The organism is Hoeflea sp. 108, from assembly GCF_000372965.1.
GTDB lineage: Bacteria > Pseudomonadota > Alphaproteobacteria > Rhizobiales > Rhizobiaceae > Aminobacter.
This window is the reverse complement of the sequence record NZ_KB890024.1, coordinates 3,583,814-3,596,501: the sequence shown is the minus strand read 5'-3', so window position 1 is coordinate 3,596,501 and position 12,688 is coordinate 3,583,814. Positions and strand designations below refer to the sequence as shown.

Genomic DNA, 12,688 nt, shown 5'->3' with positions numbered 1-12,688 from the left:
AATGTTCAGGCTTGCGCATATTTCCGACGCCCATCTTGGTCCGCTTCCGGATGTAACCTATCGCGAACTCGCCTCCAAGCGGGCGGTGGGCTACGTCAACTGGCAACGCAACCGTCGTCGCCATCATCATGACGGCGTCGTCGACGCCATCGTCGCCGACCTCAAGGCGCAGTCGCCCAGCCATCTCGCCGTCACCGGCGACCTCGTCAATCTGGCGCTCGACGGCGAGATCGGGCTCGCCCGGATGTGGCTCGAAACGCTGGGCGTGCCGGAGGATGTCTCCGTCGTGCCCGGCAACCATGATGCCTATGTGCCCGGAGCCTTCGACAAGGCCTGCGTGGCCTGGGCGCCGTGGATGCGCGGCGACAATGCCGTGGGGCCGGTCAACCAGCACAGCTTTCCCTATCTTCGCATACGCGGCAATGTCGCGCTGATCGGCGTGTCGACCGCGCGCGCCACGGCGCCCTTCATGGCAAGCGGCTTCTTTCGCGATGGCCAGGCCGACCGGCTCGCAACGATCCTCGACGAAACCGGCAGGCAGGGGCTGTTCCGGGTCATCATGATCCATCATCCGCCGGTGCGCGGAGCGGTCGGCCCGCACAAGCGGCTGTTCGGCATCGGCAAGTTCCAGAAGGTGGTCAGGGGGCATGGCGCCGAGCTTGTGGTGCATGGCCATTCGCACCTGCCGACGCTGTACTGGATTCCGGGGACCAAGGGTGCGGTGCCGGTGGTCGGCGTCGCCGCAGCCGGTCAGGCGCCCGGCGCGCTCAAGCCGGCGGCGCAGTTCAACCTGATCGACATCTCGGGCGAGCCCGATGCATGGAACGTCTCGCTGACCCGGCGTGGCCTGCTGTCGGCGGCCGCGCCGGTTCAGATTTCGACGGTGGATCTGAGTTCCGCCGCGCGCCCGGAGGCGCTGGTCAGAAGCTGACGCCGGTCGCGGCGACCCGCAGCCAGTAGAGTGCGGCCATGAGTGCAATGCCTGCGGCAGCACCCGCGACCAGCAGCCCGAAACCGGACAGCAGGCCCGGCCAGGCGGGGTGGCGCAAGCGCCGCATCGCCGGTTCGGCTTCCATCACCGGCTCGCGGGCAAAGCCCTGCGTCGCCGGCATCGCGCCGCCCTCCATCATCTGCTGGCGCTCGACGATGCGTTCGGCGATGTAACGCGTCACCTGCTCGGCAACGCGCTTGACGTCGGTGGTCTCGGCCAGGACGACGCGGCCAATGCGGGTGTCGCGCACGAAGCGGAAGGTGCGGCGGTCGCGGCCGAGCGCGACGTGGCTGACCGCGTCGATCCACAATCTCGGCTGCAGGCCGGACGAAATCGCGAAGTCGAAATTGTCGATGTCCTTGGGAACGTCGGCAAACACCTGCTCGAGCTCGGCGGCCAGCAGTTCCAGCCGCATGCGATGGGCGTCGCGCAGGTCGACCACCACATCGGTGCGGTCGGCCGCGGCGTTCTTGACGTCGCGAATGGCATCCGACAGCGCATGTGCTGTCCGGATCGCGCTCACGTTGTCGTCCTTCATCGCTCCGGTTCCTTGCACGGCGCGCCGAATTTCGCCGGCGTCACCTCGTTAAGCAAGAGTTAACATAGTTGCGATCGCGGCGGAATTGTATCCGACGCGTTCAATCGCCGAGCGTGCAAAAGGTTTTCTGCGCAGGCGCTTAGCCGCTGTCCTGCATGAACTGATTCAGGCTTCGCAGCCGGTCGCAATCGGCACCGCGCGTTGCCGGCGGCGGCTCATGCGGCGGATGATCTCGGCTACCAGCTCAGGCGTTTCTTCCGGCAGCATGTGCCCGACCTCGAGCACGTGATGGATCATGAAGCGGGCCGGTAGCCCGTCGGCCTGGCTGTAAGGCAGCACTGCATCGTCGGTGCCCCACACCACCATGACAGGCATCGGCAGGGCGGCGATGGCTTCACGCGGAATGACCCCCTGGCGGTTGCCCGCGGTCATGGTGTCGGCGAAGGCAATCAGCTTTTCCGACTGGCCGGGCCGGCTGCGCATCTTGGCCAGCGTTGCAACGGCGTGTTCGTTGACGCGGCTGTCCGGGCTCGACATTTCGGCGAGGCAGGCACGGATATCCTCGGGCGCGGTGGCGGCCGCAAATCGCCGGAGCAGGGGGGCATTGATGTCCGGGCCGTAGCCGCCTGGCGCCAAGAGCGTCAGTGACGCGACGCGTGAGGGTTGGGCGAGGGCTGCAAGGGTTGCGACTGCTCCGCCCATGGAATGGCCGATGAAATGGGCGCGCTCGATGCCGCGCTCGGCAAGATCGGCAAGCACGGCATTGGCTGCGACCTTCGCCGACCCAGCCTTGGGAAAGTCGATCGACAGGCCGTGTCCCGGCAAATCATAAGCGATTGTCGTGAATGCACCGTCCAGGCAATCGACGACATCCTTCCAGATGTCGCAGCAACCACCGAAACCGTGAAGCAAGACCACCACATTCTTGCCGTCCCCTCGAACGGCCGCATGGATGGAGTAATTCATCTTCCTTGAAAAAACCTAAGCCCGACCCCGGTTAGAAACTTTAAATATGAAGTATGCAAATGCAATACGCTGTATGAGCGTATTCGGGCGTTATTATGCAGAAAATGGGTCCGATTAAAAGACCGTTAACTCAGCTTTGCTGGCCCAGACCCGCGGCGCGCAACGCTTTCGTCAGCGACTTGGTCAGCTCCTCCGGATACCTGCCCTTGGCGAAGGCGGCGGCGGGGTCCGTGGCAAAGGCCGGATAGGTCGCGGCAATCTCCTTGGCGAGATCGGAGGCCGTCTTCTTGTCGTTGACGAAATTCGCGGCGATCAGCCGGGCGGCCAGGTAATGCGGCCGCTTGGCGGTGGTCAGCGCGTTGGCGGAGCGTGCTGCTGCGTAACGATTGCCGAGCATGAACTCGCCGAGGAACAGACCATAATCCCACCAGCTCGGATGGGCGCTCGAGCTTTCGACGGCGCGCTTGATGATCGGCACACCCTCGCTGTAGCTGCCTGACAGCACCAGGGCATAGCCATAGGCGGCCGCCATCGTCAGGTCGTAGGTGTTGAGTTCATAGGCCTTGCGCATCCAGCGGATCGATTCCGCGGGATCGCCGACGCGCGACTGAAGGTAGCCGTAGGAGCGGTGGGCGAAGGGGCTGGTGGCGCCGGTCTGCACGGCCGAATGAGCGAGCGCGAAGGCACCCTCGGCGGTGGCGTCGGGCGGATAGGTGTAGTTGTCGGTCACGCTCTCCAGCTGTAGGGACGCCATTTCCGAATAGATGACCGGCGACTTGGCGCCGCGCCTCGACAGGTCTTCCAGGCACTGGTAGGCGGCGCGGTGCTTGGCCGAGCTCTGGTCCATATAATAGTCGTCGCTCAGCAGCAGGCAGGTCATCAGGCCGCGCTGCAGGCCGTTCTGCTCGATATAGGCATAGATCATGCCGGAGACGGGAACAGCCGAGGTGACGATCTCGGCGATGCGGTCGTCGATGGCGTCGGGCCTGATGTCCTGAGGCGTCAGCACCCGCGACAGCAGGATGCGACCGCTGGCCATATGCTGGAGTTCGATCAGTACCGAACCGGCGCTCGGGCCTGGATTGACGGTGAAGTCGAAGTCGGTCGGATCGACGCGGCGCTGCCGGTCGGTCTGGTCGCGGGCAATCAGGTCGATCGTGTCGAAGCCGGAGAGGGCGGTTCTCAGCACGGTCGCTACCCTTGCCGTATCGCCGCCTTCCGAGCCCGGATGGATATGCACCGCGGGCAGCTGGTCGACCGCGTTGCTGATGCTCGAGGTGGCATTGCGGAAATCGGTCATGCCGGCGATTTCGGCGCCGATGGGACCGCCGATGTTGCGGAACAAAAGGATGCCGAGCATGACGATGACGAGCGCCATCGCCGCCCAGAAATAGCGCAGCTGGCGGGTGACGCTCGATCCCTGCAGGGCAGGGTCCAGGCCCTGTTCATCGCTGTGTCGATGCTCGGGTTCGGCTATTTCGGCCGCTGCCGGCTCTTCCGCGGGCGTCTCGGTCGTTTCGGGCGGGCATTCGACCACGGCCTCGTAGGTCGGCACATAGTTGCCGCGCGGGATGGAGACGCGGATCGGGTCGCTGGTTCCCTCGGCTGCGTAATACTGAGCGAGAAGTTCGCGCAGGCGACCTGCCTGGACGCGCACCACGGCATCGGTGGCGGAATCGAACTCGGCGTCCTTGCCGAACACGTCGACGGCAATGGCAAAGCCCTTCAGCCGCTCGGCGTCGCCGGCGAGCTCCCTTTCCACGAGATAGCGTAGCAGTTTGCGTGCCCGATCGGACCGGGCAAAGGTCTCGCTGGCAACAAGCCGCTCAAGCGCTTCGCGCACTGCGGGGGCAGCAGGCGTGGAGGCAACCAAGTATCGACCCTTTTCGAACCGGTACGAACAGCCAGATCATAGTCGGCTGGCGCTTGGGCACAAGCGCGCCGGCACCAGATGGACAAACGCCCCGCCCGTTATCCACGGGCGAGGCGCATTTGATCTGGCATTAACCTTAACAAGCCTGTCCGAAAGCCGGGATCGATTTCCCGACGGCTTGCCGTGCCTGCATTCAGCGCGCCAGGATTCGATTGGCTGCCGATACCACCGCTTCGAGCGAGGCCGCCACGATGTTGGTGTTGATGCCGGCGCCGAACAGGCGGCCACCGGGATATTCCACCTCCATGTAGCAGATGGCGGCGGCGTTCGAGCCGCGCTGGATCGAGTGCTCGGAATAGTCGAGCACAGACAGGTCGATGCCGAGGTGGCGGGAAAGGGCGTCGACGAAGCCGTCGATGGGGCCGTTGCCGGTGCCGGAGATCACCATTTCCTTGCCGTTGTCGGTGATGGTCGCCTCGACGACGCGGCGACCCTTGAGCACCGTGTCGGGGAAGGTCTGGTGATCGACGAACTTCAGGCGCGCGGCCGGCTGGTCGACATAGACCTCGAGGAAACGCTCATGGATGCGCTTGGGCGAGACTTCCTTGCCTTCGCTGTCGGTGATCGCCTGGATGTCCTGGCTGAACTCGACCTGCAGCGAGCGCGGCAGATTGAGGCCGTAATCGGCCTGGAGCACATAGGCGATGCCGCCCTTGCCGGACTGCGAGTTGATGCGGATGATCGCCTCGTAGCTGCGGCCTACGTCCTGCGGGTCGATCGGCAGGTAAGGCACTTCCCACAACGGCTTGTTGGCAACCTTGATCGCCTTCATGCCCTTGTTGATGGCGTCCTGATGCGAGCCGGAGAAGGCGGTGTAGACCAGCTCGCCGACATAAGGGTGGCGCTCCGGAATGACCATCTGGTTCGAATATTCGTAGACCTGCTTGATCCGCTCGATGTCGGAGCAGTCGAGCATGGGGTCGATGCCCTGGGTGAACATGTTGAGCGCCAGCGTCACGACGTCGACGTTGCCGGTGCGCTCGCCATTGCCGAACAGCGTACCTTCGACACGGTCGGCGCCCGCCATCAGGCCGAGTTCGGTGGCGGCGATGCCGGTGCCGCGATCGTTGTGCGGGTGCAGCGAGATGATCAGGTTGTCGCGATTGTCGAGGTTGCGGCACATCCACTCGATCTGATCGGCATAGATGTTTGGCGTCGCCATCTCGACGGTCGACGGCAGGTTGATGATCAGCTTGTTGTCGGGCGTCGGCTTGACGATTTCGGCAACGGCGTTGCAGATCTCCAGCGCGACTTCCAGCTCGGTGCCGGTGAAGCTCTCGGGCGAATATTCGAAGCGATAGCCGCCGCCGGCCTTGGCGGCCATGTCGGTGATCATCTTGGCGGCGTCGGTGGCGATCTGCTTGATGCCCTGGACATCCTTGGCGAACACCACGCGGCGCTGCAACTCGCTGGTCGAGTTGTAGAAATGCACGATCGGCTTGTGGGCGCCGTCGAGCGCCTCGAAGGTGCGGGTGATCAGTTCCGGCCGGCACTGAACGAGAACCTGCAGCGACACGTCGTCGGCGATGTTGCCTTCCTCGATGCACCAGCGGGCAAAATCGAAGTCGGTCTGCGAGGCGGATGGGAAGCCGATCTCGATTTCCTTGAAGCCCATGTCGAGCAGCAGCTGGAACATGCGCGCCTTGCGGTCGTGGCCCATCGGGTCGACGAGCGACTGGTTGCCGTCGCGCAGGTCGACCGAGCACCAGATCGGGGCCTTGTCGATGATCCTGGAGGGCCAGGTCCGGTCCGGCAGGTCGATCTTGTGATAGGCTTGGTACTTGACTGCGGCGGACGGCATGCCGGCGCTGCGGCTGGACGCGGGAGTGGTCTTGCTCATTGTCGGTCTCGTTCTCTTGGCCGCCATGCACGACAGAGCGCACATGCTTCAGCGGTCTTAAATCAGAAATTCGGTTCTGTTGTGAAGAGCAAAGGAGCACATGCCTCGGCGGCAAATTCGACCGCCGGACGCTCCCTTAACGAGCCCGGCGATCGCCGATAAGGCCGAGAAGAAGAAGAGCCGAAGAAAGGGCGCGCAGCGTCTCGCCCGCAAAAGCGGCCGGACGGGAGGTGTTGTTAACCTGGCGCGAAGTCATGGCGCTTCCTTACAGGAGGGCACCGGCTGGCGCAAGGGCAAGCTGGGGAAGACCTGTTGTTCTCACGTCTTGATCGTCCGTGCCACCAGCCGCGCCAATGCGGGGCCGAAGATGAGCACGAGCAGGAAGCGCAGCATCTGCAGCGTCAGCACGAAGGACAGGTCGACGTTGGAGGCGGCAGCGGCGATGATCGCAATCGAATCCATGCCCCCTGGGCTGGTGGCCAGATAGGCCGTTAGTGGGTCGACGCCGAGCAGGTGGTGCAGGCCCCAGGCCAGCATGCCGCAGAAGGCCATCAGGGCGGCAATGGAGCCTACCACCTGGGGCAGGGCGCGCGCGGCGTGGCGCAGGATCGGCCGGGTGAAGTTGAGCCCGATCGACCAGCCGATCAGGCCGTAGCCGACGGCCAGCAGCCATTCCGGCAATTGCAGCTCCAATCCGAAGCCGAGATGCAGTGCCGTGCCCAGGATCATCGCGCCGACGAAATAGGGCGAGGGGATGCGCAGGACATGGCCGAGCGCACCGCCGACGACGGCAACGCCAATCATCGCGCCGAACGCCTGCCAGTGAATGGCGGGAAACCATTCGATGGCTGCGAGCTCTACATCAGACGTGTCGACCCAAAGGCGCGCCACCAGGGCTGCCGCCACCGAAACCATGATGACGCGCAGATACTGCATGAAGGCAACCAGCCGGGCGTCTGCGCCGAAGGCATCTGCCATCAGCACCATGGCGGTGGCCGCGCCCGGCGCCGAACCCCACACAGCGGTCGTGCCGGGCAGCACCTTGAGGCGCGAGATGAACCAGCCGAGGAAGCTCGAGGCAACGACGGTGGCGATCGCCGATCCCAGGAACAGCGGCCATTCGGACAGGAAGGTCGAGAAGATGCCCGGCGAGATCGAATTGGCGACCAGGCAGCCGATCAACGCCTGTGCTGCGATGAACAGCGATCGCGGCACCCTGACGGTCGCGCCATTGCTGCCGAGCGCGATCGCCGCCAGCATCGGCCCGACCAGAAGTGCAGCCGGCAGATGGACCATTTCCAGCGCACCGGCGAGCAGCACCGAACAGGCAAGCAGCAAAAGCCATTGCTGCCAGGGCCTGATGGCGGACAATGGGGCTGATGGCTGCGGTTCGGGCTTCATGATGCCCTCTTAGACCCATTCGCTCGGAAATGTCAGGCCCGGCCGGCGCCGAATGATGGCGATCGAAAGCTGTGTTTCGATCTGCCCCCAACGTTGAATTGACAGCGTATGCGAAGCTCATACGTTCGGCAGTCCAGGCGGTGGCAAGGAGGTGCTGCCGCAAAGATGGGAGATGCGCACTGATGACTTCGAAGTTCACTCGCCGTGCGGCGCTGGCCCTCGGGCTTTCCGCTGCCCCGCTGCTCGCCATGGCCCCTGGCGCCGGTGCCCAGCAGTTCCCCGACCGTCCGGTCACCCTTGTCATTCCGTTCGCCGCCGGCGGGTCGACCGACGTTGTCGGGCGCATCATCGCGCAGAAGATGTCCGACGATCTCGGTCAGCAGGTGGTGGTCGAGAACGTTGCCGGCGCCGGCGGCAACATCGGCGCCGACCGTGTCGCCCGCGCCGATCCCGACGGCTACACCATCCTGATGGGCACGGTTGCGACGCATGCGCTGAACCCGCTGATCCTCAAGACCAAGCCCTACGATCCGGAGAAGGATTTCGCCCCCGTGTCGCTGCTGGTCGTGGTGCCGAACGTGCTGGTGGTGAATCCCGCGCTTCCGGCCAAGAACGTCGAGGAACTGATCGCGCTGCTCAAGGCCGACCCGGAGAAATACTCCTATGCCTCGTCGGGCAACGGCACGCCCCTGCACCTGTCGGGCGAACTGTTCAAGGCCATGGCCGGCGTCAACATACAGCACATTCCCTATAAGGGGGCTGGGCCGGCGCTCAACGATGTCGTCGGCAACCAGGTGCCGATCATGTTCGACAACCTGCCGTCGTCCTCGGCCCACATCAAGGGCGGCACGCTGCGGGCGCTGGGCGTGACGACTGCCGAGCGGGCGGCGTCCTTTCCCGACATTCCGACCATCGCTGAATCAGGCGTGCCTGATTACGAGACCTATACGTGGAATGCGCTGTTTGCGCCGGCCGGCACGCCCAAGGAGGTGATCGACCGGCTGAACGCCTCGGCCAACAAGGCGATGAAGGACCCTGCTGTCATCGAAAAGATGAACGGCTTCAGCGCCAGGATCGTCGGCTCGACGCCGGAGGAACTGGCCGCTCATGTGAAGGCCGAGCTCGCCAAATGGGCGCCGGTGGTCAAGAACGCCAACATCAGCATGGAGTGATGCTGCGGGCCGGCCATGCTCGAGCCTTGAAGGCATGGCCGCTCGAATTGTTCTTGTCCGGCAGGCGGTTGGCTCAATCGCCTGCCAATCCGATTCAACGGCTGGTTTGCCCGGGTCAGACCGATGCGAGGCCGAAACCGCCGACCGGCTCCGTCTCGATGCTGGTGTCGAAGCCTGCGATCAGCGGCATCGCCTGCTTGATCGCGGCTTGCACCGCGGGCAGCTGCAGCGACGCCTTGTGGCTGTCCTTGCTGTCCCAGACTTCCGTGACCCAGATCGCGTCGGCATCCGAAGGATCCCTTGCAATCACATAGCTCAGGCAACCCGGCATGGCGTCGGTGCTGGCGAGCAGGATATCAAGCAGCTCGTCGCGCTTGCCGGGCTGCGCCCGCATCTTTCCGATCAGGCCGAACATTTCTGGACCTCGCATATGCCTATCCGTTCGACGGGATGGAGCTTCCATTTGACGGATTTGTCCAGCCGTATGGGACAAGCGAGGCCGTCATTGCTGACAGTTACGCGAACGGCACCGCGACCGTGCCCTTGGGCAGCTTGGCCTCGTCCTCGGGCTCGACATGGATGATGACGCGCACCGAGGGGATCTCTTCCTTCAGCGCGTCCTCGATGCGGTCGCAGATGACGTGGCTGTCGCCCACGCTCATGTCGGCGTCGACCACGAGATGGAACTCGATGAAGGTGGCGCGGCCGGCAATGCGGGTCTTGAGGTCGTGGACCTCGATGGCGCCCTTCGAGTTGGACGAGATGATGTCGCGGATGCGCATGTGCTCGTCCAGTTCGACGGCGCGGTCCATCAGCCCGTCCATGGACGAGCTGATGACGTGCCAGCCCTGCCACAGGATGTTGAGCGCCACGATGACGGCGAGAACCGGATCGAGGATCGTCCAACCGGTGGCGATGGCGCCGACCAGGCCGATCAGCACGCCGGCCGATGTCACCACGTCGGTCATGATGTGATGGCCGTCGGCGACCATGGCCGGCGAACGCTCGGCGCGGCCGACACGGATCAGCATGCTTGCCCACACCGCGTTGATGACGGCAGCGGTGCCGTTGATGCCGAGCCCGAGCCAGGACTGCTGGGTGTCCATGGGGTGGCCCCAGCTGCGCCAGACCTCGAACAGGATGAGCAGGGCGGCGACGACGATCAACACGCCTTCGAGCACGGCCGAGAAATATTCGGCCTTGTGGTGGCCGTGCTGGTGATCCATGTCGGCCGGCTTGTGGCTGACCTTGATCGCCCAGAAGGCGGCCATGGCGGCGACGACGTTGACGATGGATTCGAGCGCGTCCGAATAGAGCGCCACCGAGCCGGTCAGCTGCCAGGCGAGGAACTTCAGGCCCATCACCAGCGAGCCGATGATGATCGACCAGAAGGCAAGCTTGGCGATGCGCTGCTTGGCCGATGTCGACTTGCCAACGGTGGCTGACGAACTCTGGGTTTCGGTCTGGATCATGATCTCGCTTCGGTAACTGGCTTCGCCCCGCGGCGCGTGGCCACGAGGCGAAAGGTCTTGATTTCGGGCTAGGCCGCTTTTTCCTTGGCCTTGCGCGGCATGTGCGCGACGACGTTCTCGATCATCCGCATGCCGGCGTCATGGCCGAGCGTCATGATCGATTCGGGATGGAATTGCACCGCCGCGATCGGCTCTTTCTTGTGTTCAAACGCCATGATGACGCCGTCCTCGGTTTCGGCGGTGACGACGAAGTCCGAGGGCAGCCGCACCGGGTCGGCGAAGATCGAGTGATAGCGGCCGACGGTCACTTCCTTGGGCAGGCCGGAGAAGACGATGCCGGGTTTGGAGACGCGGATGCGCGACGGCTTGCCGTGCATCGGCACGGCCAGCTGGCGCAGCTCGCCGCCATAGGCTTCGGCCAGCGCCTGCAGGCCCAGGCACACACCGAAGATCGGCAGATCGCGGTCGCGCGCCTTCTTGATCGTCGCCGCCGTGTCGAAATCCTTGGGCGTGCCGGGTCCGGGCGACAGCACCACGAGATCTGGCTTGATGCGGTCGAAGATTTCCTCCGGCACCGGCGAACGCACGGTCGAGACGTCAGCGCCGGTCTGGCGGAAGTAGTTGGCGAGCGTGTGGACGAAGGAGTCCTCATGGTCGACGAGCAGGATCTTCACCCCTTCGCCGACGCGCGCGGTGGTGCGCTCGGTGCCTGCGGAGTTGCCGGTCTTGGCGTCGCGGATGGCGGAAAGCATGGCTGAGGCCTTCAGTTCGGTTTCGGCTTCTTCTTCTTCGGGAACGGAATCGTAGAGCAGGGTGGCGCCGGCGCGCACCTCGGCGATGCCGTCCTTGATGCGGATGGTGCGCAGGGTCAGGCCCGTGTTCAGGTCGCCGTTGAAATGCACCATGCCGATCGCACCGCCATACCAGGCACGTGGGCTCTTTTCATTGTTCTCGATGAAGCGCATGGCCCAGAGCTTGGGCGCGCCCGTCACCGTCACCGCCCAGGCGTGGCTGAGGAACGCGTCGAAGGCGTCCATGCCCTCGCGCAGGCGGCCCTCGATGTGGTCGACGGTGTGGATCAGGCGCGAATACATCTCGATCTGGCGGCGGCCGATGACACGCACCGAGCCCGGCTCGCAGACGCGGGACTTGTCGTTGCGGTCGACGTCGGAGCACATGGTGAGCTCGGATTCGTCCTTCTTCGAGTTGAGCAGCTTGAGAATCTGCTCTGAGTCGGAGATGGCGTCGTCGCCGCGCTTGATGGTGCCCGAGATCGGGCAGGTCTCGACCCGGCGACCGTTGACGCGCACGAACATTTCGGGCGACGCGCCGATCAGGTATTCGCCTTCGCCGAGGTTGATGAAGAACGAGTAGGGCGAGGGATTGATGTTCTTCAGCCGACGCGAAATCTCCGAAGGTGCGGTCTCGCAGCGCTCGTAGAACATCTGGCCGGGCACGACCTCGAACAGATCGCCGCGCTTGAAGCTGTCCATCGCCCGGCGCACCAGCTGGGCGTATTCGCCCGGCTCATGGTCGCCGCGCGGCGGAATGCGGTCGGAGGTCTTGAACGGTTCGACGACGCTGTCGCGAGCGACGCCAATGGTCGAGAAGTCTGCGCCGGCATAGTCGTAGCGGTCGTGCCAGGCCTTGGCCGAATAGTGGTCGACGACAAGGATTTCGTCGGGCAGGAACAGCACCAGGTCGCGCTGGCTTTCCTTGCGTTCGAGCTTGTGCTGGACGGGGTCGAACTGGAAGGCGAGATCGTAGCCGAAGGCGCCGTAGAGGCCGAGATTGCTGTCGTCGTCGGTCTTGAACAGGGCGGTGATGGCGCGCAGCACGGTGAACACCGAAGGCACGCGCGAGCGCTCTTCCTCGGTGAAGACGCGGCCGGGCGTTTCGACTTCGAGCTTGATCAGGCGTGCGCTGGTTTCGCCGATTGTCACTTCCGACAGGGCAGCCAGCGTCTTGCCGATGACGGGCAACAGGGCTTCGCCGCGCGCGTTGAGCGCTTCGATCTTCATGGCGCGGCCGCGGGCCGAGATCACCAGCGGCGGGTCGATGATGGCGGTGTCCCAGCGGGTGTAGCGGCCAGGATATTCGTAGTTCGAGGAAAAGACCGCGCCACGCCGGCTGTTGAGTCCGTCGAGATAGGTCTCGATCGCCCCGGCATAGGCGGTCTCGTGGCGCTCTCTCGTGATCGCAATGCCACCTCCGGTGACAAAGCGCTCAGCGCCATTTTCGAGGATTTCCACCGTCATTCCCGTCTCCATCTCTTGCCGCTGGAGGTTCCGGAGCCTGGTTCGAAAAAAGCAAATGGCCGCCCGGAATTCCCGTTGCGGCCACCACAATTTTCACGCGCACGCGCTTCAAGAGGC

At 64.3% G+C, this 12,688-nt stretch carries 10 protein-coding genes; 2 read left to right on the top strand and 8 right to left on the bottom strand.

What is annotated here, in order from left to right; all coding sequences use genetic code 11:
* Position 1: 1 nt before the first annotated feature.
* Positions 2-931: a metallophosphoesterase gene (locus tag B015_RS0117895; RefSeq protein WP_018429104.1), complete on the top strand. Its 930-nt coding sequence runs from the start codon at positions 2-4 to the stop codon at positions 929-931.
* Here the strand turns inward: B015_RS0117895 and B015_RS0117890 are convergent.
* The 5 genes from B015_RS0117890 to B015_RS0117865 form a co-directional block, all read right to left on the bottom strand.
* Positions 921-1,529 (bottom strand): hypothetical protein, encoded by a 609-nt coding sequence (locus B015_RS0117890; RefSeq protein ID WP_018429103.1) that lies wholly within the window; start codon positions 1,527-1,529, stop codon positions 921-923. The two genes, B015_RS0117895 and B015_RS0117890, sit on opposite strands and share 11 nt — an antisense overlap.
* Positions 1,530-1,694: 165 nt before the next feature.
* Entirely contained in the window at positions 1,695-2,495 is an 801-nt protein-coding gene (locus B015_RS0117885) for an alpha/beta fold hydrolase (RefSeq protein ID WP_018429102.1), read from the bottom strand.
* A gap of 130 nt (positions 2,496-2,625) precedes the next feature.
* A complete protein-coding gene (locus B015_RS0117880; RefSeq protein WP_040456298.1) occupies positions 2,626-4,368 on the bottom strand; it encodes a hypothetical protein in 1,743 nt (580 codons plus the stop codon).
* 193 nt (positions 4,369-4,561) lie between these two features.
* Complete coding sequence (gene leuA, locus B015_RS0117875) at positions 4,562-6,229, bottom strand: 2-isopropylmalate synthase (RefSeq protein ID WP_018429100.1); 1,668 nt, start codon at positions 6,227-6,229, stop codon at positions 4,562-4,564.
* A 357-nt stretch (positions 6,230-6,586) separates the two neighbouring features.
* Positions 6,587-7,669: an AbrB family transcriptional regulator gene (locus B015_RS0117865; protein ID WP_051091914.1), complete on the bottom strand. Its 1,083-nt coding sequence runs from the start codon at positions 7,667-7,669 to the stop codon at positions 6,587-6,589.
* Positions 7,670-7,851: 182 nt separating this feature from the next.
* Between B015_RS0117865 and B015_RS0117860 the strand changes: the two genes are divergently transcribed.
* Positions 7,852-8,841, top strand: a complete 990-nt coding sequence (locus B015_RS0117860; RefSeq protein ID WP_018429097.1) for a tripartite tricarboxylate transporter substrate binding protein — start codon at positions 7,852-7,854, stop codon at positions 8,839-8,841.
* A 115-nt stretch (positions 8,842-8,956) separates the two neighbouring features.
* Here the strand turns inward: B015_RS0117860 and B015_RS0117855 are convergent, their stop codons facing one another.
* The 3 genes from B015_RS0117855 to B015_RS0117845 form a co-directional block, all read right to left on the bottom strand.
* Positions 8,957-9,256, bottom strand: coding sequence for a putative quinol monooxygenase (locus tag B015_RS0117855; RefSeq protein ID WP_018429096.1), 300 nt, complete (start codon positions 9,254-9,256; stop codon positions 8,957-8,959).
* A 100-nt stretch (positions 9,257-9,356) separates the two neighbouring features.
* The gene (locus B015_RS0117850; RefSeq protein WP_018429095.1) at positions 9,357-10,313 is read right to left on the bottom strand and encodes a cation diffusion facilitator family transporter; all 957 of its coding nucleotides are present in this window, start codon (positions 10,311-10,313) and stop codon (positions 9,357-9,359) included.
* Between the two features lie 68 nt (positions 10,314-10,381).
* A complete protein-coding gene (locus B015_RS0117845; RefSeq protein WP_018429094.1) occupies positions 10,382-12,571 on the bottom strand; it encodes an anthranilate synthase in 2,190 nt (729 codons plus the stop codon).
* Between the last annotated feature and the right edge of the window lie 117 nt (positions 12,572-12,688).

What these genes read in the sequence shown, in the direction of transcription:
- B015_RS0117860 (WP_018429097.1), top strand. Translation starts at nt 7,852, where the DNA reads ATGACTTCGAAGTTCACTCGCCGTGCGGCGCTGGCCCTCGGGCTTTCC.
- B015_RS0117845 (WP_018429094.1), bottom strand. Translation starts at nt 12,571, where the DNA reads ATGACGGTGGAAATCCTCGAAAATGGCGCTGAGCGCTTTGTCACCGGA.
- B015_RS0117890 (WP_018429103.1), bottom strand. Translation starts at nt 1,529, where the DNA reads ATGAAGGACGACAACGTGAGCGCGATCCGGACAGCACATGCGCTGTCG.
- B015_RS0117855 (WP_018429096.1), bottom strand. Translation starts at nt 9,256, where the DNA reads ATGTTCGGCCTGATCGGAAAGATGCGGGCGCAGCCCGGCAAGCGCGAC.
- B015_RS0117885 (WP_018429102.1), bottom strand. Translation starts at nt 2,495, where the DNA reads ATGAATTACTCCATCCATGCGGCCGTTCGAGGGGACGGCAAGAATGTG.
- B015_RS0117895 (WP_018429104.1), top strand. Translation starts at nt 2, where the DNA reads ATGTTCAGGCTTGCGCATATTTCCGACGCCCATCTTGGTCCGCTTCCG.
- leuA (WP_018429100.1), bottom strand. Translation starts at nt 6,229, where the DNA reads ATGCCGTCCGCCGCAGTCAAGTACCAAGCCTATCACAAGATCGACCTG.
- B015_RS0117865 (WP_051091914.1), bottom strand. Translation starts at nt 7,669, where the DNA reads ATGAAGCCCGAACCGCAGCCATCAGCCCCATTGTCCGCCATCAGGCCC.
- B015_RS0117850 (WP_018429095.1), bottom strand. Translation starts at nt 10,313, where the DNA reads ATGATCCAGACCGAAACCCAGAGTTCGTCAGCCACCGTTGGCAAGTCG.